This window comes from Variovorax sp. V116 (genome assembly GCF_041154435.1).
Lineage (GTDB): Bacteria > Pseudomonadota > Gammaproteobacteria > Burkholderiales > Burkholderiaceae_C > Variovorax > Variovorax paradoxus.
Genome location: NZ_AP028661.1, coordinates 4,617,568 through 4,641,371, shown reverse-complemented (window position 1 = coordinate 4,641,371; position 23,804 = coordinate 4,617,568). Strand labels below are relative to the sequence as shown.

Below are 23,804 nucleotides of genomic sequence, written 5' to 3'. Positions count from 1 at the left end.
GACACGAAGCGCCAGAGGAAAACATGCAAGCGAACGTTGATTTCAAGCAGCTCGTCGAAGGCGCCGGCGACGCGATCATGGTGTGCGATGCGCAAGGGGCGATCACGCTCTGGAACCGCGCGGCCGAGCGCATCTTCGGCTTCACCGAAGCCGAGGCGCTGGGCCAGTCGCTCGACATGATCATTCCCCAGCGGCAGCGCCAGCGGCACTGGGACGGCTACCACAAGACCATGGAAACCGGCATCACCAAGTACGGTGCCGACCTGCTGCGCGTGCCGGCGCTGCACAAGGACGGGCACACGCTGTCGATCGCCTTCACGGTGTCGATGCTGTTCTCGCAGAGTCGTGAAGTCACGGGCATCGTCGCCATCGTGCGCGACGAAACCACCCGCTTCGCCGAAGAGCGTAAATTGCGCGCTCGTCTGCAAGAAGCAGAGGCCACGATCAAAGGAGACAGCTGATGAGCAGCAAGGCACTTGAGGGCGTTCGCATCCTCGACTTCACCCATGTGCAATCCGGTCCCACCTGCACCCAGCTGCTGGCGTGGTTCGGCGCCGACGTGATCAAGGTGGAGCGCGCCGGCGAAGGCGACGCCACGCGCGGCCAGCTGCGCGACATTCCCGGCGTGGACAGCCTCTACTTCACGATGCTCAACCACAACAAGCGCTCGATCACGCTCGACACCAAGAAGCCCAAGGGCAAGAAGGTGCTCGATTCGCTGATCAAGACCTGCGACGTGCTGGTGGAGAACTTCGCGCCCGGCGCGCTCGACCGCATGGGCATCACCTGGGCCCACATCCAGGAGCTCAACCCGCGCATGATCGTGGCGTCGGTCAAGGGCTTCGGCCCCGGCAAGTACGAGCACTGCAAGGTGTACGAGAACGTGGCCCAGTGCGCCGGCGGCGCGGCCTCGACCACCGGCTTCGAGGACGGCCCGCCGGTCGTCACCGGTGCGCAGATCGGCGACAGCGGCACCGGCCTGCACCTGGCGCTGGGCATCGTGGCGGCGCTCTACCAGCGCAACAGCACGGGCCGCGGCCAGCAGGTGCTCGCGCCCATGCAGGACGCGGTGCTCAACCTGTGCCGCGTGAAGATGCGCGACCAGCAGCGGCTGGAGCGCACCGGCACCATGCACGAGTACCCGCAGTACCCCGACGGCAAGTTCGGCGACGCGGTGCCGCGCGCGGGCAATGCCTCGGGCGGCGGACAGCCGGGCTCGATCCTCAAGTGCAAGGGCTGGGAGACCGACCCCAACGCCTACATCTACTTCATCACGCAAGGGGCGGTGTGGCCCGCGGTGTGCAAGGTCATCGGCGAGGAAGGCTGGATCACCGACGAGGCCTACGCCACGCCGGCCGCACGCCTGCTGCACCTGAAGCCGATCTTCGCGCGCATCGAGCAATGGACCATGACCAAGGACAAGTTCGAGGCCATGGACATCCTCAACCAGTACGACATTCCGTGCGGGCCGATTCTTTCGATGAAGGAAATCGCCGCCGATCCGTCGCTGCGCGAGACCGGCACCATCGTCGAGGTCGACCACCCGACGCGCGGCAAGTACCTGACGGTGGGCAACCCCATCAAGATGTCCGACAGCCCGACCGAGGTCACGCGCTCGCCGCTGCTCGGCGAGCACACCGACGAGGTGCTGATGCAGCTGGGCTACACGGCCAGCGACGTGGCCGCGCTGCGCGCCGACGGCGTCATCTGAACTGAGCGCCGGTTTTTTAGAAGGCTGAGGAAAACGCGGATGGCAATGCCATCCGCGGTGGGAATTCACGGCCAATTATGTATAACTTATCGTGAATGCATTCAATAAAATAGTTTAACTATTATTTATCGATCATCGAATCTACATTTTGATCATGCCGATCCGCAAAACATTTGATGCCCGGCATTCAATTTCTAGGAGAAATTTCATGATCGATGATTTGCCAATTCAATACTGGAGCAGCGAAACCGAGCGCAACGCCTACAACGCGGCGTTCTACGAATTGGGATTGCGCTGGCACTGGGACCGCGAAGTTTATTGCCAGCTGCTGCGCGAGAGCCAGGACGGCGTCGAGCGGATCTGCCATTACCTGCGCACCCACCAGCCGCATCTTCTGCGTGCCTACGACGCCAAATTCCTGGCCGAGGTGATCGAGCAGAAAAAGGAAGAGCATCAAAAGCGCGAGCTCGATGCCGGCGCCATGAAAAAAAGGCGCTATTTCAACTGGGCCGAAACCCGCGGCGCCGAACTCGGCGCCTGAAAGCCGCCATGAATATCCACGAATACCAGGGCAAGGACGTATTGCGCAAATACGGCGTTCCCACGCCGCGTGGATATGCCTGCTTTTCGCCCGACGAGGCGGCCGATGCGGCCGCGCGGCTTGGCGGCAGGGCCTGGGTGGTCAAGGCGCAGATCCATGCGGGCGGCCGCGGCAAGGGCGGCGGCGTGCGGCTGGCCTGGTCGGCGGCCGAAGTGCGGCGCCACGCCGACGAACTGCTCGGCATGACCCTGCGAACGCACCAGACGGGCCCGCAAGGCCGGCTGGTGAAGCGGCTGCTGGTGGAGGAGAGCGTCGAGATCGAAAAAGAGTTCTACCTCGGCATGGCGGTCGACCGCGAATCGCGCCGCGTGGCCCTGATGGCGTCGAGCGAAGGCGGCATGGACATCGAGGACGTGGCGGCGCGCACGCCGGAAAAAATCCGCAAGCTCTTCGTCGATCCGTCCACCGGCGTGAAGGCGGCCGAGGCCGATGGCCTGGCGCGCGACATCGGCTTTTCCGGAAAGCTGCTGCCGCAGGTGCGCACGCTGGTGCAGAACCTCTACCAGGCCTTCGACGCCTGCGACGCATCGCTGGCCGAGATCAACCCGCTGGCGCTCACGCGCGACGGCCGCGTGCTGGCGTTGGATGCCAAGTTCAACTTCGATCCGAACGCGCTGTTCCGCCAGCCCGAGATCGCCGCGATGCGCGATCTCGACGAGGAAGACCCGGCCGAGGTCGAGGCCTCGAAGTTCGATCTTTCCTACATTGCGCTCGAAGGCGACATCGGCTGCCTGGTGAACGGCGCGGGCCTGGCCATGGCCACGATGGACGCGATCAAGCTCTACGGCGGATCGCCCGCCAATTTCCTGGACGTGGGCGGCGGCGCCACGGCGGAGAAGGTGACCGAAGCCTTCAAGCTGATGCTGCGCAACCCGAACCTGCGCGCGATCCTGGTCAACATCTTCGGCGGCATCATGAAGTGCGACGTGATCGCGCGCGGCGTGGTGGCTGCCGCGCGCGAGGTCCAGCTGGCGGTGCCGCTGGTGGTGCGCATGAAGGGCACCAACGAGAGCCTGGGCAAGACCATCCTCGGGCAGTCGGGCCTTCGGATCATCAGTGCGGACGACATGGCGGAGGCGGCGGGGCTGGTGGTGGCTGCTGCGCGGCGGGGAGGCTAGGACCATGAAGCACCGCTTTGTGTTTGACCTACCTTGTCCGGGGCGCGCTCCCGCCGACGGGGTACCTTGCTCCGCGAATGTCCCCCGCCCTTCGGGCTCCTCCTTTATTTCGCTGCGCAAGGCACCCCATCGACGGGAGCGTTGGACAGAGCGGTGGTTGATCAGCGGTGCACAACGAGCGTGTCCTCGTGCACAGGGCATCGGGTGCTCCCCGCAGCGAAATAAAGGAGGAGCCGAAGGCGGGGGACATTCGCGGAGGGGAGTACCCGGTGGCCTGTGCACGCACCCCGAAAAAGAACAACAGCGAGGCTGAAATGTCGATCCTCATCAACAAGCACACCCGCGTCATCACCCAGGGCATCACGGGCAAGACCGGCCAGTTCCACACCGCGATGTGCCGCGACTACGCCAACGGCCAGAAGTGCTTCGTCGCCGGCGTGAACCCCAACAAGGCGGGCAAGTCCTTCGACGGCATTCCGCTGTTCGGCACCGTCAAGGAAGCCAAGGCCGAGACCGGCGCCACCGTGTCCGTGATCTACGTGCCGCCGCCGTTTGCCGCCGCCGCCATTGATGAAGCAGTGGATGCGGGGCTCGACCTTGTCGTGTGCATCACCGAAGGCATTCCGGTGCGCGACATGATCCGCACCCGGCATCGCATGGAGGGCAGCAAGACCCTGCTGCTCGGACCCAACTGCCCGGGCCTCATCACGCCCGAGGAAATCAAGATCGGGATCATGCCCGGCCACATCCACCAGAAGGGCCGCATCGGCGTGGTGTCGCGCTCGGGCACGCTGACCTACGAGGCCGCGAGCCAGCTCGCGAGCTTTGGCATCGGGCAGTCGACCGTAGTGGGCATCGGCGGCGATCCGGTGGGCGGGCTGCGGCACATCGACGTGCTGAAGCTGTTCAACGACGACCCGCGCACCGACGCCGTGATCATGGTCGGCGAGATCGGCGGCAGCGACGAAGAAACCTGCGCGCGCTGGATCAGCGAGCACATGCGAAAGCCGGTCGTCGGCTTCATCGCCGGCGCCAGCGCGCCGCCCGGCAAGCGCATGGGCCATGCGGGCGCCATCGTCTCGGGCGGCAAGGGAACGGCGCGGGAAAAACTGGCGGTGATGAAGGAATGCGGCATCCACGTGACCGACAACCCGGCCGAGATGGGAAAGCTGCTCGCGTCGCTGGTGATCCCCGACTACCTGCCCTTCGACTGAACTGAACACAGAACCACTCCAACAGAAACCAAAGGAAGGCGCGACATGCAGCAGCAACAGCAACAACAACGATGGGTCCGTTTCGAACACGGCGGCGAAACGGGCTTCGGCACGCTCGAAGGCGACGCCGTGCACGAGCACCGCGGCAACATGTTCGATCGCCCGGAGCCGACCGGCCGCGTGTTCCTGCTCTCGGGCGTGCGGCTGCTCACGCCCACCGAGCCGACCAAGGTCATCGCGCTGTGGAACAACTTCCACGCGCTCGGCGAGAAGCTCAAGCTCGCGGTGCCGGCCGAGCCGCTGTACCTGCTGAAGGCGCCCAACTCCTACCTTGCGCCCGGCGCGCCCATCCGCAAGCCGCTGTGCGAGGGCAAGGTGGTGTTCGAGGGCGAGCTCGGCATCGTCATCGGCAAGGCCTGCACGGCCGTGTCCGAGGCGGATGCGCTCGGCCATGTGTTCGGCTACACCTGCGCCAACGACGTGACGGTGGCCGACATCCTGAACCGCGACGCGTCGTTCGCCCAGTGGGTGCGGGCCAAGGGCTTCGACACCTTCTGCCCGATGGGCCCGGTGGTGGCCACCGGCCTCGATCCCGCCGCGCTCACCGTCACCACGCTGCTCGATGGTGAGGTGCGGCAGAACTATCCGATCAGCGACATGCGCTTTTCGGTCCAGCAACTCGTGAGCCTGATCTCCCAGGACATGACCCTGCAACCCGGTGACGTGATCCTGTGCGGCACGTCCATCGGCGTCGGCTCGATGAAGCCCGGCAGCCTGGTCGAAGTGGAGATCGGCGGCATCGGCAGGCTCGGCAACCGCTTCGGCTGAGAGAGACCGACCTGCGCCGGAAGAATCAACAACCTTGGGGATCGACATGAAGATAGCAGTCATTGGAGCGGGCGCCATCGGCGGCTTGGTGGGCGCAAAGCTCGCCCTGGCCGGCGAGGACGTGACGTTCATCGTGCGCGGGAAGAATCTCGACGCCATTGCCACCAACGGCTTCAAGCTCATCGGGGCCGATGGAACGGAACAGGTGGCGCGCAACGTCAAGGCCACCGACCGCTACGAGCAGGCGGGACCGCAGGACATCGTGATCCTTGCGATGAAGGCGCACCAGGTCGAGGCGGTGGCCAACGACGTGCCCAGGCTCTTCGGGCCCGAGACCGTGGTGGTGACGATGCAGAACGGCATCCCGTTCTGGTACTTCCACAACCATGGCGGCGCGCTCGCGGGCACGCCGGTGCGCAGCGTCGACCCGAGCGGCCTGGTGGCCGCGAAGATCCCGGCCGAGCGCGTCATCGGCTGCGTGGTGTATCCCGCCTCCGAGCTCACGGCGCCGGGCGTGGTGAAGCACATCGAAGGCGACCGCTTCCCGGTGGGGGAACTCGACGGCTCTTCGAGCGAGCGCGTGAACCGCGTCTCGGCCTGCCTGGGCGCGGCCGGCTTCAAGGCGCCGGTGCTCGACAACATCCGCGCCGAGATCTGGCTCAAGCTCTGGGGCAACCTGACCTTCAACCCGATCAGCAGCCTGTCGCACTCCACGCTGGTCGACATCTGCCAATACCCGCCCTCGCGCGAGCTGGCCGCCGCGATGATGCGCGAGGCGCAGGCGGTGGCGCACAAGCTGGGCATCGAGTTCCGCGTGACGCTCGACAAGCGCATTGCGGGCGCCGAGAAGGTCGGCAAGCACAAGACCTCGATGCTGCAGGACGTGGAGGCCGGCCGCGCACCCGAGATCGATGCGCTGGTGGGCGCCGTGGTCGAGCTGGCCCGGCTCACCGACACGCCAACGCCGCACATCGACACCGTGTATTCCCTGGTCAAGCTGCTGGCGCGTACGATGGAAGAACAGCGCGGCCGCGTCTGCCTTCACGAGATGGCGGGCTAGCTCCCCCCAGGCTGCGCAATCCGGCGCCGAGGGGGCGCCGGTCGTGCGCTGTGATCGATCGATGAAATGGAACGGATGATGCGACGTACACGCAGCGCGAAGATCGTGGCCACGCTGGGCCCTGCCACCACCGACGAGCCGGCCATCCGTGCCCTGTTCGAGCGCGGCGTGGATGTGTTCCGGCTCAACTTCAGCCATGGCACGCAGCATGACCATGCGCGCCGCCTCGACACCATCCGGCGGCTCGAGAAAGAGTTCGGCCGGCCGATCGGCGTGCTGCTCGACCTGCAGGGGCCGAAGCTGCGGCTGGGCACCTTCGAAGGCGGCCGCGCACAGCTGGACGCGGGTTCGCGCTTTCGGCTCGACATGGACGCCGCGAGCGGCAATGCGCGCCGCGCGCCGCTGCTGCATCCGGAAATTTTCGCGGCGCTGCAGGTGGGCACCGACCTGCTGCTCGACGACGGCAAACTGCGGCTGCGCGTCGAAAGCTTCGGCCCCGACTTTGCCGAGACCACGGTGCTGGTCGGCGGCCCGATCTCCGACCGCAAGGGCGTCAATGTGCCGAGCGTGGTGCTGCCGATCTCGCCGCTGACGCCCAAGGACCTGGACGACCTGGCCTGCGGCCTGGCCATGGGCGTGGACTGGGTGGCGCTGTCCTTCGTGCAGCGCCCCGAGGACATCGAGGAGGCGCGCGCCATCATCGGCAAGCGCGCGTGGATCATGGCCAAGCTCGAGAAGCCCGCGGCCATCGACCACCTCGACGCGATCGTCGACCTGTGCGACGGCGTCATGGTGGCGCGCGGCGACCTCGGCGTGGAGCTGCCGCCCGAGCGCGTGCCCGAGCTGCAGCGCCTCATCGTGCGCGCCTGCCGCAAGCGCGGCAAGCCGGTGGTGGTGGCCACGCAGATGCTCGAATCGATGATTGCCGCGCCGGTGCCCACGCGCGCCGAGGTGTCCGACGTGGCCACCGCCGTGTACGACGGCGTGGACGCGGTGATGCTGTCGGCCGAATCGGCCTCCGGAAAATATCCGCTCGAGGCCGTGGCGATGATGGACCGCATCATCTCGCGCGTGGAGGCCGATGCGTCCTACCGCATCGGCATCGACGCCACGCACGAGGCCTCGCTCTCGACCACGGCCGATGCGGTGTGCGCGTCGATGCGCCAGGTGGCCGCGCTGCTTGCGCCCGCCGCCACCGTCACCTACACCTCGTCGGGCTTCACCAGCCTGCGCGCCGCGCGCGAGCGGCCGGCCGTGCCCATCATCAGCCTCACGCCCGACGTGGCCACGGCGCGCCGCATGGCGATGGTGTGGGGCGTGCACGCGGTGCTGGTCGACGACGTGCACGACGTGGCCGAGATGATCGAGTGCGCCTGCCGCAACGCCTGCACCGAGGGCTTCGCGAGCAGCGGCCGCGACGTGGTGGTGGTCGCGGGCCTGCCGTTCGGGTTGTCGGGAACGACGAACCTGCTGCACGTCGCGCGCATACCCTAGGCGGTTCACGCGAGCGGACTCGGGCGCAGTACGATGCCCGCTCGATTGCAGCAGCCACCTTTTTCCGAATGAAGCACGCGACCCTGCGCCAGTTGAAAGTCTTCGAAGCGGTGGCGCGGCTGCTGAGCTTCTCGCGCGCGGCGGAGGAGCTTCACCTGACGCAGCCGGCCGTTTCCACGCAGGTGCGCAAGCTCGAGGAACACGCGGGCAATGCACTGTTCGAGCAGTTCGGCAAGAAGATCTACCTGACGCCGGCCGGCACCGAGCTGCTGCAGATCAGCCGCGCGATCATCCAGCAGTTCGAGGCGGCCGAGAACGCGATGCTGCAGTTCAACGGCGTCTCGGGCGGCAAGCTCAACGTGGGCGTGATCAGTGCGGGCGACTACTTCTTTCCGCGCCTGCTGGTGGAGTTTGCGAGCCGGCACCGCGGCGTCACGCTGAACTTCACGGTGCACAACCGCGAAGGGCTCATGACCCACATCGCCGAGAACCTCACCGACCTGGCGATCATGGTGCGCCCGCCGACCGACCTGGACACCGTCAACCAGCCGTTCGCGCCGCATCCCTACGTGATCGTCGCGGCGCCCAGCCATGCGCTGGTGGGCGTGCCGCGCATCCCGCTCGCGCGGCTCATGCGCGAGCCCTTCGTGGTGCGCGAGAAGGCCTCCGACACCTGGCATTCGATGGAGGAGGGCTTCGGCGGCGACCTGCGCGGCATCAACATCGCGATGGAGATCCGCAGCACCGAGACCATCAAGCAGGCCGTGATCGCGGGCATGGGCGTGAGCTTCGTGTCGGCCCACACCATCAGCCAGGAGCTGCGCGCCGGCAGCCTGCGCGTGCTCGACGTCGAGGGCTTTCCGCTGATGCTCAACTGGTACGTGGTGCACCGGCGCAGCAAGCGGCTGCCGCCGGTGGCGCAGGCCTTCAAGGACTTCCTGCTGGCCGATGGACCCGCGCTCATCTCGCAGATCGTGCCGTTCGGAAGCCCCAACGAAAAAGAGCGCGGCGAGTAACTCGCGCGCGCTCTTCGATGAGAGTGAGTGGGCTGCTGCGGCTCAACGCTGCACGGCCGCCGAACGGCGCTGCATCAGCGCGGCGCGTGCGGCCTTGTAGAAGATCACGATGGGCATGGCGGCGAACAGCTCGCGCATCGCATCGTTGGCGGTCGACGACGAGGCGGGTGTGCGGAAGGCGCTGGAATTCAGGGTGGTGTGGCTCATGAGAGGCTCCAGGAAGATTGAATCGAAAAGACTGAAGGGATTACCCTCGATTTTAGGGTTTACCCTAGACGAGCGCAAACGCGATTTTTGCGTTTCTTGACCTAGGTCAATTTTTTCGGACGCAAACGGGTCCTGCATGCGCGGGCTCCTGGAGCGCTTCGCGAGGCCTTCCGGCGGGCGCGCAACGCGCATCGGCATGCACGCCAACACCCCTTCGCGAACCATCGAAACTTCGAACCCGCTAGGGATACCACGGGGGTCTCGCGAGAGCGCGATTCGTATGAACTTGACTGCGGTCAAGAGTTTTTGGGGCGCTCGGTCCGACAGTCATTCACGCGCAGAAACTGGCGATCCCACTGCCGTGTAGCGATGTCAAAAAAAGCCTCGTCGCCTGTCGATGCGCATCGATCGCTCGACTGATTGCTCCGTATTCGCAGCCTGTCGGAATTCAACGAAAACACTTAGGACAACTCCATGACCCGGCCCACCTCCACGATCGCAGGTTCCAATCCTGCGATGTATTCCCCATCCGAAACCTACGGCACCGGCGCGACCCGTTCCGAGGCCTACCGATGGGGCCAGCTGCTGATCGGCATCGTCTGCATGGCGATGATCGCCAACCTGCAATACGGCTGGACGCTGTTCGTCAATCCGATCGCGGAGAAGCACGGCTGGAGCCGCGCCGCCATCCAGGTGGCCTTCACCATCTTCGTGCTCACGGAAACATGGCTCGTGCCGATCGAAGGCTACCTCGTCGACCGCTTCGGTCCGCGCCCGGTGGTGCTCGTGGGCGGCATCCTGTGCGGCCTCGGCTGGGTGATCAACTCGGTGGCTTCCACGCTGCCGCTGCTCTACATTGCGGCGGCCATCGGAGGCATCGGCGCGGGCGCGGTGTATGGCACTTGCGTGGGCAATGCGCTCAAGTGGTTTCCCGACCGGCGCGGCCTTGCGGCGGGCATGACCGCCGCGGGCTTCGGCGCGGGTTCGGCCCTCACGATCATCCCGATCTCCGCGATGATCAAGTCGAGCGGCTACGAATCGGCCTTCCTGTATTTTGGGATCGGGCAGGGACTCATCGTGTTCCTGCTCGCATGGATGCTGACCCGCGCGCCCCACCACGCGAAGGCATCGAACAGCCGCAACGTGCAGCAGGCGGGCCGCGACTACGCGCCCTCCGAGGTGCTGCGCTCGCCCGTCTTCTGGGTGATGTACGCGATGTTCGTGATGGTGGCCGCGGGCGGCCTCATGGCCACCGCCCAGCTCGCGCCGATCGCGCAGGACTTCAAGATCATGGACGTGCCCGTCAACATCATGGGCCTCGTGCTGCCCGCGCTGACCTTCGCGCTGGCGATCGACCGCGTGCTCAACGGGCTCACGCGGCCCTTCTTCGGCTGGGTGTCCGACAAGATCGGGCGCGAGCAGACGATGTTCATTGCGTTCGCGCTCGAGTCGGTGGGCATCCTGATGCTCTATCACTACGGCCACAACCCGATCCTCTTCGTGGTGCTCACCGGCATCGTGTTCTTTGCCTGGGGCGAGATCTACAGCCTCTTTCCTTCGACCTGCGCCGATACCTTCGGCTCCAGGTACGCGGCGTCCAACGCCGGCATGCTCTACACCGCCAAGGGCACGGCCTCGCTGCTGGTGCCGCTGTCCAGCGTGCTTGCGGCAGCCACCGGCAGCTGGCAGGCCGTCTTCATTGCCGCGAGCGCGGTCAATGCGGCCGCGGCGCTGCTGGCCTGGTTCGTGTTGCGGCCGATGCGGCGCAAGCACATCGAGCAGAGCCGGCTTTCTTCGTAGTCTGTTCATGGTTCGCGCGGCAGGCCAACAGCCGCGCCGCACGCCGCCTCAGCGCAGGCCGATGCGCGAGGCGCGCGAGCGCAGCAGCTCGGCCTGCGCCGGATCGGTCGGCTCGATGTCGTCCGCCGCAACCTGAAGCGCGCGCATCTGCTCCACCTCGCCGATGATCTTGTTCGGGCTCAGCAGGGCCTCGACGAGCATCAGGGTTTCGTCGAGCAGCCCCTTGAAGGCGTCGGCAAGGCTTTCGGCGGCACCGGCATGGAATGGTTGGCGAACGGTGGACATCGATCAACTCCTGGTTGCTTGGGATGCCTTCATCTTGGGCCCGCGTTCGTATCAAGTAAAACGATATTAATTGCCAGTTGAGTGCAAAATTTATGCACTCAAAAGGATGCGGCATGGACATCAACCTGGCCCGGACTTTCCTCGAGATCGTGGACACGCGCAGCTTCCAGCGCGCCGCCGAGCGGCTGCACGTCACGCAGACTTCGGTGAGCGCGCGCGTGCGAACGCTCGAGGAACTGCTGGGCCGGCCGCTCTTCGTGCGCAACAAGGCGGGCGCGGTGCTCACCGCGGCCGGCGAGCAGTTCCTGCCGCACGCCACCATGCTGGTGCAGGTGTGGGAGCGCGCGCGCCACCAGGTGGCGGTGCCCGTCGGCAGCCGCGCCGTGCTCGCGATCGGATGCGAGATCAGCCTGTGGGATCCGCTGCTGCTGCAATGGCTGCTGTGGATGCGCACGGCCGCGCCGCAACTGGCCATCCGCACCGAGGTCGGCTTTCCGCACGACCTGCTCGACAAGGTGGCCGCGGGCGTGCTCGACATGGCCATTGCCTACGCGCCGCAGCAGCGGCCGGGCCTCCGCGTGGAGCTGCTCATCGAGGAGAAGCTGGTCATGGTCACGACCGCGCAGCGCCCGCGCGTGCCGCGGCCTGCGGACTACGTGTATGTGGACTGGGGCCCGGAGTTCGCGGCGCAGCACGGCCTGGCGTTTCCCGAGCTCTCCAACGCCGCGGTGAGCGCCGGGCTCGGGCCGCTCGGGCGCGAGTATCTGCTGGCCGCGGGCGGCACCGGCTATTTCCGGCACGACGTGGTGCGCAGCCACCTCGAGTCGGGCCGGCTGCGCCGCGTGCCCGGCACGCCCGAGTTTCTTTACCCGGCCTATGCGGTGTATGCGGTGGGAGCGGACGCGGCCATCGTCGATCCCGCGCTTGCGGGCCTGCGGCAAGTGGTCAAGGCAAAGCCGGAGGTCTAGGCGGAGGCCTAAGCCGCCAGCATGTGCCTTGCACGCTCCACGCGCTCTTCATGCGACTGCAGCAGCGACTCGTAGTACAGGCACAGCGGCATGGCAACGAACACCATGCCCGCCACGTAGACGATCAGGCCCATCAGCGGAAAGTCGTCGCCTCCCCAGTACGGAAGGGACGCCACCGCGGCGCCTGCTGCAATGACTGCAATCACGCACTGCAGCGCGTGGCGCAAGAACGTGGTTCGCGAGTAGCCCGGCGGGTCGTACTTCTGACGGTCCAGCATGGAACACTCGCCCTTGTCTCCTTCACCGTGCATCGTCGTTCCTTGTTAGAAGGGCGTTAACGATTTTTAACTCTGTGAATTACCGCGGTCAAGGCGGCAGACCCGCAGCTCAGTCGTACTTGAGCGTGTAGATCAGGTCGAGCCCGCTGGTCTGGCCGGCCTGTCCGCGCAGCGTGAGGCGCTGCGTCAGGTCGTAGAAGATGAAGATGGTGCCGAAGGTGCCGCCCAGGCTGCGTTCGTAGGTGAGATAGAAATCCTTCGACAGCCGCTTGCCGAGCGTGACCGCCGATTCGCGCAGGTCGCCGCCGCTGCCGGGGCCCTTGAAGCCGAGTTCGTCCAGGCCGAAGCGGCCGGCCAGGCTGCCGCCGCTCGTGCCCTTGCTGACGTGGCCGATCAGTGCCAGCGCCGCCTGCTGCAGCAGCGCCGATTCGCCGCCGCTGGTGGCCGAGGCGCGGCCGAGCACCACCCACGAGAGCGTCTCCGCATCGGACAGCGCGGGCTCCGAATAGAGCTTGACGCGCGGCGACTGCGCGGTGCCCGTGATCTGCACGCCGGCGCGCTGCGAGATGTTGGGCCGGATCGCCAGGATGTCGAGCGCGGGATTGTCGAAGGGCCCGTTGAAGCGGGCCACGCCGGTCTCCACGTCGAGCTGCTGGCCATAGGCGCGGTACTGGCCCTTCACGGTCTTCACCTCGCCGGTGATGCGCGGCGGCGCATCGAGCCGGGTGCTGCGGATCTCCAGGTCGCCCTCGAGCCGCGTGGTGATGCCGCGCCCCTGCACCGCGAAGTCGTCGCCCAGGTCGAAGTTCACCACGATGTCGGGCGGCTTCGCGGTCTGCGGCCTGGCGGCCTGTGCCTCGTTGCGCGCGGCGTCGCGCTGGGCCTGCTCGGCCAGCTCGCGGTCCTTGGCGGCGGAGCGCACCACCACGTCGGTGCCCAGGCTCGGCGCGGTCTCGTCGGGCAGGATGATCACCGCGCGGTCGGTCTTGAGCTTGCCGCGCACGCTGAACTGGCCGGCGTCCAGGCGCGCCTGCAGGTTGCCCGAGAGCGTGAGCTGCCGGTCGGTGCGCACCAGCACGCGCAGCGCGCGCAGGTCGGCCTGCAGCGCCATGCGGATGCCCGTGCCCGAGGCGCCGGCCGCGCCCCAGGCCATGTCGCCGCGCGCCGAGAGCGAGCCGCCGTCGCTCGCGGCCTGGCTGGCCGCGGTGCTGCGGTTGCCGCTCTGGCCGCCGATGCGCACCGTGCTGCCGGCGCCGCCCTTGAGCGTGAATTCGGTGATCTCGATGCGCTCCCCGGTGAGCGTGGCGCGCAGCCGGCCGTCGCGCAGGTCGAGCCCTTCGACCGGCGCGCGCAGCGCGAGCTTGTCGGCGCCCAGCGTGCCGTTCCAGCGCGGCGCCGCGCGGTTGCCCGAGAGCGCGGCATCGGCGTCCAGCGTGCCCGCCACGCGCCAGCCGGGTGGCGCGAGCATCGACCACACGCCAAGGTTGGGCAGCGTGGCCTTGATGTTGCCGGCCAGCGGCGCATCGGGCGCCCATTGCCAGCCGCCTGCGCGCTGCTGCATGCGCGTGTTGAGCTCTGCACCGATCTTGCCCGCGCGTTCGCTGTCCCAGGCCAGCGTGGCGCGCACGGCCTCGCCCTGCGCGTCGAGCCGCAGTTCGGCCTGGCGCAGGCCGGCCGGCGTGCTGGGCGCGGTGCCCTGCGCGGTGGCGGAATTCATCGTGCGCTCGCTGGCCGTGCCGGTGCCGCGGCTCGTGATGCGCGTGACCAGCGCGGCCTCGCCCGCCTGCACGCGGATGTCGCCGCTCTGGCGTGCGATCCGCGCATGGGCGCGCAGGGTGTCGCCGGCGTCGATGTCCCAGTCGCCGTCGAACACGAGGTCGCCGCTCACGCCGATCTCGTTGAAGGTGGCGCTGGCGCCGAAGGCCTCGGCCCAGGCCATCGGAAGGCCCTGCAGCTTGCCCTTGGACTGCAGGCGGAAGGCCTGGTCGGGGGCCGCGCCGCTTTGCGTGAAGCGCAGCGGCTGCCATTCGATACGCACGGTGCCGGGTGCGGGCCCGCGCAAGGTGGCGGCAGCGGCCGAGGCTTCGAGATCGAGCCGGCTGTTGCTGCCGCTTCCGCTGGTCTTGAGGGTGGCGGTGAGCTCGCGGCCGAGCTCCAGCGTCCAGGGCGCGCTGGCGGTGGCGGGCTTCGCGCTGTCCTGGGCCTGCAGGCGCAGGCTGGCGAGCGCTGCGCGCCACTGGTTGGGCCCTGCAAGGCCGCCGCTCGCGCGCGCATCGAGCGTGAGCTTCTGCGTGCCGGTGCTGGCTTCGCCCTGCAGCGCGAGCGTGGCCTGCGCCAGGCTTCCGGCAAGGTCCGCGTGCAGATCCTTGAGTTCGACCGTGGTGGCCGCCGCATTGCCGTTGCCATCGGCCGCCGGCATGCGCAGCGTGAGGCGCGGCACGCCCAGCGTGGCCTTGAGGCTGGGCTCCGCAACGCCGCGCTGGGCCGGCGCATTGGGGTTCTCGAGCCGGCGCTGGATGGTCTGCCAGCCGCCCTGCCAGCTGGCGTCGAGCCGCGCGGAGCCCTTGGCGGACTTGCCCGCGAACAGCTTCGACATCTGGGGCAGGGCTTCGATCCAGCGCTGCACGGCCTCGGCGTCGTCGATGCGCGCCTTGATCTCGCCGGCCCCTTGTGCCGGTGCGATGCGGCCTTCGAGCTGCGCGCCGCCGCCCGGCAGCGTGAGGTCGAGCTTGCCGCTCGCGGCCTGCTCGGCCACGCGCACCTGCAACCGGCCCCCGATGCTGGCGCGTTCGGCTTCGACGCGCAGCGTGCGCAGGTCCAGCACCTGGTTCTTCCACTGGCCCTGGGCGAGCACGCGGTCGAGGCCGAAGCCCGGCATGGCCGCGCTGCCGGCACCGCCCTGGGCCTGCAGCGCAAGGTCGAAGCCGATGGTGTCCTCGCGCTGCTGCGCCGTGGCCGTGCCGTTGATCGGCGCGCCGGACAACTCGCTGTGCAGCAGGCCGGGCCGCACGCCGCGCACGGTGGCGCGCGCCTGCCACGGCGCGGGCGCGGGGCTCCAGCGGCCTTCGGCGTCGATGCGGCCGCCGCCGGCGCGCAGCGTGGCTTCGGGAATCGTCCAGCTGGTGCCGTCGAAGCCCACGCGCGCCTCGACCTGTTCGAGCGGCAGCGCGCCCTTGTCCCAGGGCCCGGGCAGCGCGTTGCGGATGCTGGCCGAGGCCTGCCAGGCGGCGGGGCCGGTGGCCGCGTCGGGCTGCAGCGCCACCGTGCCGGTCAGCCGCGTGCGCGGTGCGCCGGGCCAGAGGCTGGCCGCATCGACGTTGTGCAGATCGGCCTTGGCATCGATGACGGGCTGCGGCAGCCAGGGCGCGACGCTCGCCTGCAGCTTTGCTTCCATGGGGGCCTCGGCGTCGGGCTCGGCCGGCTTCAGTTCGGCGGCCACCTGCAGCCGCGCGCCGGTGCCGGCAAGCGTGCCCTTGATGGCGGCCTGGGCCAGCACCTCGATGCTGCGGCCTTCGGCCAGCGGTGCCTTCACGCGGCCGTCGAGCGTGGCGTCGAGCGCCATCGGCGCGGGCCCTTGCAGCTTGACGCGCGCGCTGTAGTGGCCGTCGGCAATGTCGACGCCCTTGACCTCCAGCCGATGCTCCGCGCCGGTGTAGCGGTAGCTGCCCGCGAGCTGGCTGGCCTGCAGCGCGGGCGGGCCGGTCCAGCGCAGTTCGTCGATGCGGAACGGCAGCTCGACCTCGATCGGCAGCGCGAGCTGTTCGAGCGGCTCGGTGGGCGTGTCGCTCGGCGGGCCGCGGCGTTCGATGAGCAGGCGCGCTGCATGCACTTCGCCGAGCTGCAGCTTGCGCTGGAACAGCGGCGCGAGCTGCCAGCCGACGCTTGCCTCCTGCACCTCGACCGCCAGCTTGTCGCTTTGCCAGCGCAGCCAGCCGATGCGCCCGCCGGTGCGCAGCGAGCCCGTGACCTCGCGGCTTTCGAGCGTCTGGCCGGCGGGCAAATAGCGCGCGGCCTGGGCGAGCGCGAAGGCCAGCGACTGGTTGGAGCCGATCCACCACCACGCGGCCGCGCCGATCACGAGCACCAGCGCGAGCAGGCCCGCGAACATCCAGCCCAGCGCACGCAGCGCGCGCCGCGTGCGCGAGCGCCGTGCGCGTGGCGTGGACTGGGGTTCGGCGTCGGTCTGCATCGATGCGTGCGCGTTCAGAAAGTGAAGCCCAGGCGAAAGTGCAGGCGGAACTTGCGCGTGTCCACGCCGTAGGCAAGGTCGGCCTGCACCGGCCCGACCGGGCTGCGCCAGCGCGCGCCCACGCCCACGCCGACCTTCGGCCTGAGCTCGCCGGGCTTGTCGGCCACGGCGCCGGCGTCGGCGAACACCACGCTCTCCCATTCGGTGAGCTTGTCCTTGTAGACGAAGGGCCGCTGCCATTCGACGCTCACCACGCCCAGGTAGCGGCCCGCCACGATCTGGCCGTCGCTGCGCACGGTGCCGATCTGGCGGTAGCTGTAGCCGCGCACGGTGGTGTCGCCGCCCGTGAGGAACATCAGCGTGGAGGGAATCTGCGCGCTGTCCTTGGCGGACACGGCACCGGCTTCGGCGCGCAGCTGCAGCCGGCTGCGGCGCGCCAGCGTGTCGGCGTCGCGGTCTTCGGCGAAGCCCAGCGGCAGCACGCCGAGCCAGCGCGCATAGGTGCGCGTGAAGGGCAGGCGCTCGCCGGTCAGCGTATAGCCGGCGCCCAGTTCGAGCGCCAGGCCGAAGCCGCGCGTGGGCGCGGCGTTGTCGTCGAAATAGCGGCCGGTCCAGCCCCAGTTGGCGGTCACGGCGGAGGCCGAGGGCGGTGCATTGGTGCCGCGGTTCTGCGCATAGTCGTACTGCAGGAAGTAGCTGCGGTCGATGTGGCCGCTGGATTTGCTGCGCCCGCTGCGCAGCCGGCCGCTGTCGACCACGTAGCTGCCGGAGGTTTCGCTCTTGAGCCCGGCGCCCGCGAACCAGCGCCATCCGCGGTCATCGGGAATGGCGTTCCACTCGGTGCCCAGCGACTTGATGTCGCGGTCCACCGACAGCCGCGACACGGCGCGCCAGCCGAGCAGCGGCAGCCGGTTGTGGATGTGGTCCACCGACAGCCGCGGGCCGTTGTCGGTGGTGAAGCCGGCGCCCAGCACCACCTTCTGCATCGGCGCTTCGCGCAGCTGCGCAATCACCGGGGCGGCCAGCGGCGTGCCGCTTTCGGTGTCGAGCGTGAGGAACACCGAGTCGTAGTAGCCGCTGCTGGCCAGGCGCTGCTGTGCATCGAGCAGCTTCTGCTGGTCGTAGTCGGTGCCGGTGGGAAGCTGCGCGATGCGGCGCGCGCCGTCGGCGTCGTAGCGCTCGGTGCCGCGCAGCACGAGCGGGCCGAAGCGGTAGGCCGGGCCCGACTGGTAGGTGACGCTGAGGCGGGCCTCGTGCCGGTCGGCATCGACCTCGGCGCGGCTCACTTCGACGCTGCCGGTGGGAAAGCGCCTGGCCGTGAGGCTGCGCAATGCAATGGTCTTGGCGTTGTCCCAGCCCTGCTGCGTGAAGGGCTGGCCCGGGCGCAGCGTCCAGCCGGTGCGGATCGAATCGCGCTGGGCCTCGGCCGTGGGGTCGTTTGCAATGGCGCCGCCGTAGCTGATCTGCACGTTGCTCACGCGCGTGAGTTCGCCCGGCTCCACCGTGATGACGATCTCGCGCGGCGCCTTGTCGCTGGCCGGCGTCTCGTTGAGCTCCAGCGTCAGCGTGGGCGTGAAATAGCCCAGCGTGCCGAGCAGTTCGCGCGCATTGCCTTCGGCCGCCACCATGAGCCGCGAGATCTCGGTGGCGCCCAGGTCGTCGAGCGTGCGGTAGCGCTGGATGTCCAGGTGCAGCGTGAGGTACTCGCGCACCGTGTCGGGCCCGCGCACCTCGACGGTGAAGGCGTCGCGCCGCGGCCCGCTTCGCTCGCTGTCCTTGCGGTCCGCATCGGCGGCCGCGCCGTCGCTGCGCACCAGCGCGGGGGTGGCCGTGTCCTGCGCGCTGTCCTTCTTCGGCAGCAGGCTGCATCCCTGCAAGAGCAGGACGCCGCAAAAAAGCAAGGCCGGCAACCACGCCGGCGCAATGACTGGAACCACCCTGAGCATGGGCGGATTTTGACAGCAAGGCGGGCCGGTTCCGTAAGCATCCGGAAACAGTTCCGGGCTTCGCACCGGCCTTACTTAGAAAGCATTCGCATTGCTTCTTCGAGGCCGCGCAGCGTGAGCGGGTACATGCGGTTGGACATGAGCTGCTGCATCACCGCGATGCTCTGGCGGTACTGCCACACGCCCTGCGGCTCGGGGTTGATCCAGGCGAACTTGGGGAAGGTGTGCGTGAGGCGCTGGATCCATTCGGCGCCGGCTTCCTCGTTGTTGTACTCGACGCTGCCGCCGGGCTGCAGGATCTCGTAGGGGCTCATGGTCGCGTCGCCGACGAAGATGAGCTTGTAGTCCTTGTTGTACTTGCGCAGGATGTCCCAGGTCGCGAACTTCTCGGAGAAGCGGCGCTTGTTGTTCTTCCACATGAAGTCGTAGACGCAGTTGTGGAAGTAGAAGAACTCCAGGTGCTTGAACTCGGTCTTGACGGCCGAGAACAGCTCCTCCACGCGCTGGATGTGCTCGTCCATGGTGCCGCCCACGTCCATCAGCAGCAGCACCTTGACGTTGTTGTGGCGCTCGGGCCGCATCTTGATGTCGAGGTAGCCGGCATTGGCCGCGGTCGAGTGGATGGTGTCGTCCAGGTCCAGCTCTTCCTCGTGGCCCTCGCGCGCGAACTTGCGCAGCCGCCGCAGCGCCACCTTGATGTTGCGCGTGCCGAGTTCCTGGCTGTCGTCGTAGTCTTTATAGGCGCGCTGGTCCCACACCTTCACGGCGCTCTTGTTCTTGCCCGCGCCGCCGATGCGCACGCCCTGCGGGTTGTAGCCGCCGTGGCCGAAGGGCGAGGTGCCGCCGGTGCCGATCCACTTGTTGCCGCCCTCGTGACGCTCCTTCTGCTCCTCGAAGCGCTTCTTGAGCGTTTCCATGAGCTCGTCCCAGCCCATCTTCTCGATCTTGGCCTTTTCCTCGGCCGTGAACTCGCGCTCCAGCGTCTTGCGCAGCCAGTCGAGCGGCACTTCCTTGGTGAAGTCGGCCAGCATCTCCACGCCCTTGAAGTAGGCGGCAAAGGCGCGGTCGAACTTGTCGTAGTGCTTCTCGTCCTTGACCAGCGCGGTGCGCGAGAGATAGTAGAAGTCGTCCAGGCCGAAGGCGCCGTCGGAGTTGGGGCCCACCACGTCGGCCTGCAGCGCCTCGAGCAGCGTGAGGTATTCCTTGACCGAGACCGGCAGCTTGGCCGAGCGCAGCGTGTAGAAGAAATCGATCAGCATGGTCGGGCTTTCCTTGGGCTGCTCTTCAGCTTCGCGGCTTGTCGAGCAGGTAGAGCAGCTGGGCCTTCACCTCGGGCCACTCGCCCGCGGCAAGGCTGTACATCACGGTGTCGCGGATGGTGCCGTCGCGGCGCATCGCATGGCCGCGGATCACGCCGTCCTTCTTGGCGCCGAGCCGCTCGATGGCGCGCTGCGAAGCAAAGTTGAAATTGTCGGTGCGCCAGCCCACCACGTTGCAGCCGAGGGTATCGAAGGCATGCGTCAGCATGAGCAGCTTGCAGGTGGTGTTGACGTGGGTGCGCTGGCAGCGCCTGGCGTACCAGGTGTAGCCGATCTCCACGCGCTTCACGGCCGGCAGGATGTCGTGGAAGCTGGTGCTGCCGAGCACGGTGCCGTTTTCGGCTTCGGTCACGGCAAACGCAAAGCGGTGGCCGGCCTCGCGCCCCTGCAGCGCGGTTTCGATGTAGGCGCGGGTTTCGTGCGGCTCGGGCACCGAGGTGACGCGCAGCTTCCAGAGCTCGCCATCGGCCGCGGCGGCGCGCAGGCCCTCTTCATGATCGAGCGAGAGCGGCACCAGCGCCAGGTCGCGGGCCTTCAGCGTGACAGGTTCGACGAACGCCATTTCGCGGGCCCCGGAGCAGTTACCGGTTATTGCGCTGCATGAAGACGAGCTTCTCGAACAGGGTCACGTCCTGCTCGTTCTTGAGCAGCGCGCCCACCAGCGGCGGCACGGCGACCTTGTCGTCCTTGCTCTGCAAGGCCTCGAGCGGAATGTCCTCGGCCACCAGCAGCTTGAGCCAGTCGAGCAGCTCGGAGGTGGAGGGCTTCTTCTTGAGCCCGGGCAGGTTGCGCACGTCGTAGAAGGTCTTCATCGCGGAGGTGAGCAGCTCCTGCTTGAGGCCGGGGAAGTGCACCGCCACGATGCTCTTCATCGTTTCCGCGTCGGGGAACTTGATGTAGTGGAAGAAGCAGCGGCGCAGGAAGGCGTCGGGCAGCTCCTTCTCGTTGTTGGAGGTGATGAACACCACCGGCCGGTGCTTGGCGCGGATGAGCTCGCGCGTCTCGTAGCAGTAGAACTCCATGCGGTCGATCTCGCGCAGCAGGTCGTTCGGGAATTCGATGTCGGCCTTGTCGATCTCGTCGATGAGCAGCGCCACCGGCTGGTCGGCCGTGAAGGCCTGCCAGAGCACGCCCTTGACGATGTAGTTCTGGATGTCCTTGACGCGCTCGCCGCCGTCCACGTCCGCCAGCTGCGAGTCGCGCAGGCGGCTCACGGCGTCGTATTCATAGAGGCCCTGCTGCGCCTTGGTGGTCGACTTGATGTGCCACTGCAAAAGCGGCAGCCCGAGCGATTGCGCCACTTCCTCGGCCAGCATGGTCTTGCCGGTGCCGGGCTCGCCCTTGACGAGCAGCGGGCGCGTGAGCGTGATGGCGGCATTGACGGCCAGCATCAGGTCCTGAGTGGCGACGTAGTTGTCTGAGCCCTTGAATTTCATGAGTGAACGCGAGCAGGGTGGAGGAGGCGGGGTGGAGAAAAGAACACACTCGATTCGCTTCGTGCAGCCACTTGGACGGCTTGAAGGGGTTCCCGGAGGACCCTTGCATATAATCGAATGTTGATTCGAAAAACTGTATCTCCACGAGATTGTGCGCGCAAAATGAACAAGTTGTTGACCACGATGTTTGCCTTCGCTGTCGCTTGCGTGACGGTCTCGGCGCAAGCCCAGCAAGTCACGGGCAATGCCCAGGAGGGTGCCAAGAAGGTTGCCATGTGCGTGGGCTGCCACGGCATCATCGGCTACCAGGCCAGCTTTCCGGAGATCCACAAGGTCCCGATGATCGCCGGCCAGAGCGCCAGCTACATCACCTCGGCCCTCACCGCCTACAAGGGCGGCGACCGCAAGCACCCCACCATGCGCGCGATTGCCGACACCCTGAAGGAGCAGGACATCGCCGACCTGGCCGCCTACTACAGCCAGCTGGGCCTGAAGGAAGGCGACGCGCCCCCGGCTGCGCTCGCCAAGCCCATGCCCGAGAACGTGCAGGCCCTGGTGTCGCGCGACAAGGACAACAGCTGCACCAAGTGCCACGGCGCCAACTTCAGCACGCCCAATGACGGCACGGTGCCCAAGCTGGCCGGCCAGCATGCCGACTACCTCTTCGTGGCGCTCAAGTCGTACCGCGTGAAGAACAACCTGCACCTGGGCCGCTCGAATGCGGTGATGGCGCAGCAGGTCGAGCCCAAGAAGTTCAGCAACGCCGAACTCAAGACGCTCGCGAGCTACATCAGCTCGCTGCCCGGCGACCTCAAGACGGTGCCCGAATCGCGCATCCACCGCGCCGCCGAGTAAGCGCCCTCCCGCCCCATCAAGAAGAAAGCCCGCATCGCGCGGGCTTTCTTGTTTGCGGGTCCGGCTGCTGGTGTCAGACGTCGAAGAACACCGTCTCCTGGGGCCCCTGCATGCGGATGTCGAAGCGGTAGCTCACCGCGCCGCCTTGCTCCACGCGCTCGGCAATCAACGTGTGGCGGCGCTCGGCCGGCACGCTGGCCAGCACGGCGTCCTTGGCGTTGGCTTCGGCCTCGTCGCTGAAATACACGCGCGTGAACGCATGCAGCAGCAGGCCGCGCATCAGCACGATCACGTTGATATGCGGGGCTTCGCCTGGCGATTCGGCGCCCGGCTTCACGGTGTGGAACACGAAGCGGTTCTGCGCATCGGTGCCCGTGCCGGCGCGGCCGAAGGCGCGAAAGCCGATCTCGCGCGCCTCTTCGGGCGTCTGCGGATAGCGGCCCTCGCCGTCGGGCTGGCTGATCTCGACCAGCGCATCGCCGATGGGGTTGCCGTCGCCGTCGATCACGCGGCCTTCGAGGCGGATGCGCTCGCCGCTGGCGTTGTCCAGGGCCACCACGCCGTCGAAGGGCTGGTCGAAGTCGTAGCCGTACTGCGCGGCGGTGAGGCCGTAGGCGAAGTAGGGGCCCACGGTCTGGGAGGGGGTCTGGCCGAAGTCGGCTTCCTGTGCGGTCATCAACATGGTGTGTGTCTCCTTCTTGCTCAGCGGTTTTCGAACGGCGTTTCGTCGGCGCCGCGCAGCACAATGTCGAACTGGTAGCCCAGCGCGTAGCCTTCCTCGGTGATGTCGAGGCTGAAGTCGGCGATCAGCCGGTTGCGGTAGCGCTCGGGCGTGCCGGTGACCATGGGGTCGTACTGCAGCAGCGGATCGCCGGGGAAGTACATCTGCGTGACCAGCCGGCTCGCAAAGCTCTGGCCGAACAGCGACATATGGATGTGCTGCGGGCGCCAGGCGTTGGGGTGGTTGCCCCAGGGATAGGCGCCGGGCTTGATGGTGAGGAAGCGGTAGCGGCCCTCGCTGTCGGTCAGGCAGCGGCCCGCGCCCAGGAAGTTGGGGTCGAGCGGCGCGTCGTGCTGGTCGACCTTGTGCACGTAGCGGCCGGAGGCGTTGGCCTGCCAGAGCTCGACCAGCGTGTTGACCACGGGGCGGCGGCGCTCGTCGAGCACCTGGCCGGTGAGGATCATGCGTTCGCCCAGCGGCTCGCCGTTCTTGCGCGCATTGCGCGTCAGGTCGTGGTCGAGCTCGCCGATGCTGTCGTGGCCGTACACCGGCTGCTGCAGCTCGCCGAGCGAGGCCTTCAGCGGCACCAGGGGCTTCTGCGGGCCGCGCTTCGCGGTCGACTTGTAGCCGGGGTAGATGTACGAGGGATGGGCTTCCCAATCGCGGGGGGTGAGGGTGGCCGGGGTTTTCGTCAACATGCCGTTGTCTCCTGTCGTGGGACGAATCGAATTTGGAAGCTGAACTTTAGAAGCCGCGTT

The 23,804-nt window shown here is 67.5% G+C and carries 22 protein-coding genes; 12 read left to right on the top strand and 10 right to left on the bottom strand.

The features are described 5' to 3' along the window. Positions 1-23: 23 nt before the first annotated feature. The 9 genes from ACAM58_RS22230 to ACAM58_RS22190 all read left to right on the top strand — a co-directional run bounded on the left by ACAM58_RS22230 (position 24) and on the right by ACAM58_RS22190 (position 9,042). On the top strand, positions 24-461 hold the full coding sequence (locus ACAM58_RS22230; protein WP_015867255.1) for a PAS domain S-box protein: 438 nt from the start codon (positions 24-26) through the stop codon (positions 459-461). Continuing rightward, positions 461-1,711, top strand: a complete 1,251-nt coding sequence (gene frc / locus ACAM58_RS22225) for a formyl-CoA transferase (RefSeq protein WP_015867254.1) — start codon at positions 461-463, stop codon at positions 1,709-1,711. Before ACAM58_RS22230 ends, frc begins: the two co-directional genes overlap by 1 nt. Positions 1,712-1,919: 208 nt before the next feature. Then, entirely contained in the window at positions 1,920-2,252 is a 333-nt protein-coding gene (locus ACAM58_RS22220; RefSeq protein ID WP_018906863.1) for a hypothetical protein, read from the top strand. A gap of 8 nt (positions 2,253-2,260) precedes the next feature. Then, complete coding sequence (gene sucC, locus ACAM58_RS22215) at positions 2,261-3,430, top strand: ADP-forming succinate--CoA ligase subunit beta (protein ID WP_018906862.1); 1,170 nt, start codon at positions 2,261-2,263, stop codon at positions 3,428-3,430. Between the two features lie 314 nt (positions 3,431-3,744). Then, positions 3,745-4,644 (top strand): succinate--CoA ligase subunit alpha, encoded by a 900-nt coding sequence (gene sucD, locus ACAM58_RS22210; protein ID WP_369663557.1) that lies wholly within the window; start codon positions 3,745-3,747, stop codon positions 4,642-4,644. A 45-nt stretch (positions 4,645-4,689) separates the two neighbouring features. Next, positions 4,690-5,472: a fumarylacetoacetate hydrolase family protein gene (locus ACAM58_RS22205; protein ID WP_018906860.1), complete on the top strand. Its 783-nt coding sequence runs from the start codon at positions 4,690-4,692 to the stop codon at positions 5,470-5,472. 46 nt (positions 5,473-5,518) lie between these two features. Then, the gene (locus ACAM58_RS22200; RefSeq protein ID WP_026284255.1) at positions 5,519-6,532 is read left to right on the top strand and encodes a 2-dehydropantoate 2-reductase; all 1,014 of its coding nucleotides are present in this window, start codon (positions 5,519-5,521) and stop codon (positions 6,530-6,532) included. Between the two features lie 78 nt (positions 6,533-6,610). Continuing rightward, positions 6,611-8,026, top strand: coding sequence for a pyruvate kinase (gene pyk, locus ACAM58_RS22195; protein WP_015867248.1), 1,416 nt, complete (start codon positions 6,611-6,613; stop codon positions 8,024-8,026). A 68-nt stretch (positions 8,027-8,094) separates the two neighbouring features. Beyond that, positions 8,095-9,042 (top strand): LysR family transcriptional regulator, encoded by a 948-nt coding sequence (locus ACAM58_RS22190; protein WP_018906857.1) that lies wholly within the window; start codon positions 8,095-8,097, stop codon positions 9,040-9,042. A 42-nt stretch (positions 9,043-9,084) separates the two neighbouring features. Here the strand turns inward: ACAM58_RS22190 and ACAM58_RS22185 are convergent, their stop codons facing one another. Then, positions 9,085-9,249, bottom strand: a complete 165-nt coding sequence (locus ACAM58_RS22185; protein ID WP_018906856.1) for a hypothetical protein — start codon at positions 9,247-9,249, stop codon at positions 9,085-9,087. A gap of 474 nt (positions 9,250-9,723) precedes the next feature. Here ACAM58_RS22185 and oxlT point away from each other — a divergent pair, with 474 nt between their 5' ends. Then, positions 9,724-11,049, top strand: a complete 1,326-nt coding sequence (gene oxlT / locus ACAM58_RS22180; RefSeq protein WP_018906855.1) for an oxalate/formate MFS antiporter — start codon at positions 9,724-9,726, stop codon at positions 11,047-11,049. Between the two features lie 48 nt (positions 11,050-11,097). Here the strand turns inward: oxlT and ACAM58_RS22175 are convergent, their stop codons facing one another. Then, a complete protein-coding gene (locus tag ACAM58_RS22175; RefSeq protein WP_018906854.1) occupies positions 11,098-11,334 on the bottom strand; it encodes a hypothetical protein in 237 nt (78 codons plus the stop codon). Positions 11,335-11,447: 113 nt separating this feature from the next. On the opposite strand from ACAM58_RS22175, the gene ACAM58_RS22170 reads away from it, so the two are divergent. Continuing rightward, positions 11,448-12,302 carry a LysR family transcriptional regulator gene (locus ACAM58_RS22170; RefSeq protein ID WP_018906853.1) on the top strand — a complete coding sequence of 285 codons (855 nt, stop codon included), beginning with the start codon at positions 11,448-11,450 and terminating at the stop codon, positions 12,300-12,302. Between the two features lie 8 nt (positions 12,303-12,310). On the opposite strand, the gene ACAM58_RS22165 is transcribed toward ACAM58_RS22170, so the two are convergent. From ACAM58_RS22165 to ACAM58_RS22140, 6 genes are all read right to left on the bottom strand, one after another. Beyond that, the gene (locus tag ACAM58_RS22165; RefSeq protein WP_230537958.1) at positions 12,311-12,580 is read right to left on the bottom strand and encodes a hypothetical protein; all 270 of its coding nucleotides are present in this window, start codon (positions 12,578-12,580) and stop codon (positions 12,311-12,313) included. A gap of 109 nt (positions 12,581-12,689) precedes the next feature. Continuing rightward, a complete protein-coding gene (locus ACAM58_RS22160; protein WP_369663556.1) occupies positions 12,690-16,769 on the bottom strand; it encodes a translocation/assembly module TamB domain-containing protein in 4,080 nt (1,359 codons plus the stop codon). Positions 16,770-16,783: 14 nt separating this feature from the next. Beyond that, entirely contained in the window at positions 16,784-18,715 is a 1,932-nt protein-coding gene (locus tag ACAM58_RS22155) for an autotransporter assembly complex family protein (RefSeq protein WP_018906850.1), read from the bottom strand. A gap of 71 nt (positions 18,716-18,786) precedes the next feature. Then, the gene (locus ACAM58_RS22150) at positions 18,787-19,974 is read right to left on the bottom strand and encodes a VWA domain-containing protein (RefSeq protein WP_015867239.1); all 1,188 of its coding nucleotides are present in this window, start codon (positions 19,972-19,974) and stop codon (positions 18,787-18,789) included. Positions 19,975-19,999: 25 nt separating this feature from the next. Further along, positions 20,000-20,596 carry a GNAT family N-acetyltransferase gene (locus tag ACAM58_RS22145; protein WP_018906849.1) on the bottom strand — a complete coding sequence of 199 codons (597 nt, stop codon included), beginning with the start codon at positions 20,594-20,596 and terminating at the stop codon, positions 20,000-20,002. Between the two features lie 19 nt (positions 20,597-20,615). Beyond that, on the bottom strand, positions 20,616-21,470 hold the full coding sequence (locus ACAM58_RS22140) for a MoxR family ATPase (RefSeq protein WP_015867237.1): 855 nt from the start codon (positions 21,468-21,470) through the stop codon (positions 20,616-20,618). A 162-nt stretch (positions 21,471-21,632) separates the two neighbouring features. Between ACAM58_RS22140 and ACAM58_RS22135 the strand changes: the two genes are divergently transcribed. Next, positions 21,633-22,325: a cytochrome c gene (locus tag ACAM58_RS22135; RefSeq protein WP_015867236.1), complete on the top strand. Its 693-nt coding sequence runs from the start codon at positions 21,633-21,635 to the stop codon at positions 22,323-22,325. A 73-nt stretch (positions 22,326-22,398) separates the two neighbouring features. Here the strand turns inward: ACAM58_RS22135 and pcaG are convergent, their stop codons facing one another. Next, positions 22,399-23,007, bottom strand: coding sequence for a protocatechuate 3,4-dioxygenase subunit alpha (gene pcaG / locus ACAM58_RS22130; RefSeq protein WP_018906848.1), 609 nt, complete (start codon positions 23,005-23,007; stop codon positions 22,399-22,401). A 20-nt stretch (positions 23,008-23,027) separates the two neighbouring features. After that, entirely contained in the window at positions 23,028-23,744 is a 717-nt protein-coding gene (pcaH, locus tag ACAM58_RS22125) for a protocatechuate 3,4-dioxygenase subunit beta (protein ID WP_369663555.1), read from the bottom strand. Between the last annotated feature and the right edge of the window lie 60 nt (positions 23,745-23,804).

Excerpts from the sequence above, each read along its gene's own strand:
- ACAM58_RS22200 (WP_026284255.1), top strand. The coding sequence starts at position 5,519 with ATGAAGATAGCAGTCATTGGAGCGGGCGCCATCGGCGGCTTGGTGGGC.
- ACAM58_RS22145 (WP_018906849.1), bottom strand. The coding sequence starts at position 20,596 with ATGGCGTTCGTCGAACCTGTCACGCTGAAGGCCCGCGACCTGGCGCTG.
- sucD (WP_369663557.1), top strand. The coding sequence starts at position 3,745 with ATGTCGATCCTCATCAACAAGCACACCCGCGTCATCACCCAGGGCATC.
- ACAM58_RS22150 (WP_015867239.1), bottom strand. The coding sequence starts at position 19,974 with ATGCTGATCGATTTCTTCTACACGCTGCGCTCGGCCAAGCTGCCGGTC.
- frc (WP_015867254.1), top strand. The coding sequence starts at position 461 with ATGAGCAGCAAGGCACTTGAGGGCGTTCGCATCCTCGACTTCACCCAT.
- pcaG (WP_018906848.1), bottom strand. The coding sequence starts at position 23,007 with ATGTTGATGACCGCACAGGAAGCCGACTTCGGCCAGACCCCCTCCCAG.
- ACAM58_RS22135 (WP_015867236.1), top strand. The coding sequence starts at position 21,633 with ATGAACAAGTTGTTGACCACGATGTTTGCCTTCGCTGTCGCTTGCGTG.
- pcaH (WP_369663555.1), bottom strand. The coding sequence starts at position 23,744 with ATGTTGACGAAAACCCCGGCCACCCTCACCCCCCGCGATTGGGAAGCC.
- sucC (WP_018906862.1), top strand. The coding sequence starts at position 2,261 with ATGAATATCCACGAATACCAGGGCAAGGACGTATTGCGCAAATACGGC.
- ACAM58_RS22175 (WP_018906854.1), bottom strand. The coding sequence starts at position 11,334 with ATGTCCACCGTTCGCCAACCATTCCATGCCGGTGCCGCCGAAAGCCTT.
- ACAM58_RS22160 (WP_369663556.1), bottom strand. The coding sequence starts at position 16,769 with ATGCAGACCGACGCCGAACCCCAGTCCACGCCACGCGCACGGCGCTCG.
- ACAM58_RS22220 (WP_018906863.1), top strand. The coding sequence starts at position 1,920 with ATGATCGATGATTTGCCAATTCAATACTGGAGCAGCGAAACCGAGCGC.
- ACAM58_RS22155 (WP_018906850.1), bottom strand. The coding sequence starts at position 18,715 with ATGCTCAGGGTGGTTCCAGTCATTGCGCCGGCGTGGTTGCCGGCCTTG.
- pyk (WP_015867248.1), top strand. The coding sequence starts at position 6,611 with ATGCGACGTACACGCAGCGCGAAGATCGTGGCCACGCTGGGCCCTGCC.
- oxlT (WP_018906855.1), top strand. The coding sequence starts at position 9,724 with ATGACCCGGCCCACCTCCACGATCGCAGGTTCCAATCCTGCGATGTAT.
- ACAM58_RS22230 (WP_015867255.1), top strand. The coding sequence starts at position 24 with ATGCAAGCGAACGTTGATTTCAAGCAGCTCGTCGAAGGCGCCGGCGAC.
- ACAM58_RS22185 (WP_018906856.1), bottom strand. The coding sequence starts at position 9,249 with ATGAGCCACACCACCCTGAATTCCAGCGCCTTCCGCACACCCGCCTCG.
- ACAM58_RS22170 (WP_018906853.1), top strand. The coding sequence starts at position 11,448 with ATGGACATCAACCTGGCCCGGACTTTCCTCGAGATCGTGGACACGCGC.
- ACAM58_RS22190 (WP_018906857.1), top strand. The coding sequence starts at position 8,095 with ATGAAGCACGCGACCCTGCGCCAGTTGAAAGTCTTCGAAGCGGTGGCG.
- ACAM58_RS22205 (WP_018906860.1), top strand. The coding sequence starts at position 4,690 with ATGCAGCAGCAACAGCAACAACAACGATGGGTCCGTTTCGAACACGGC.
- ACAM58_RS22140 (WP_015867237.1), bottom strand. The coding sequence starts at position 21,470 with ATGAAATTCAAGGGCTCAGACAACTACGTCGCCACTCAGGACCTGATG.
- ACAM58_RS22165 (WP_230537958.1), bottom strand. The coding sequence starts at position 12,580 with ATGCTGGACCGTCAGAAGTACGACCCGCCGGGCTACTCGCGAACCACG.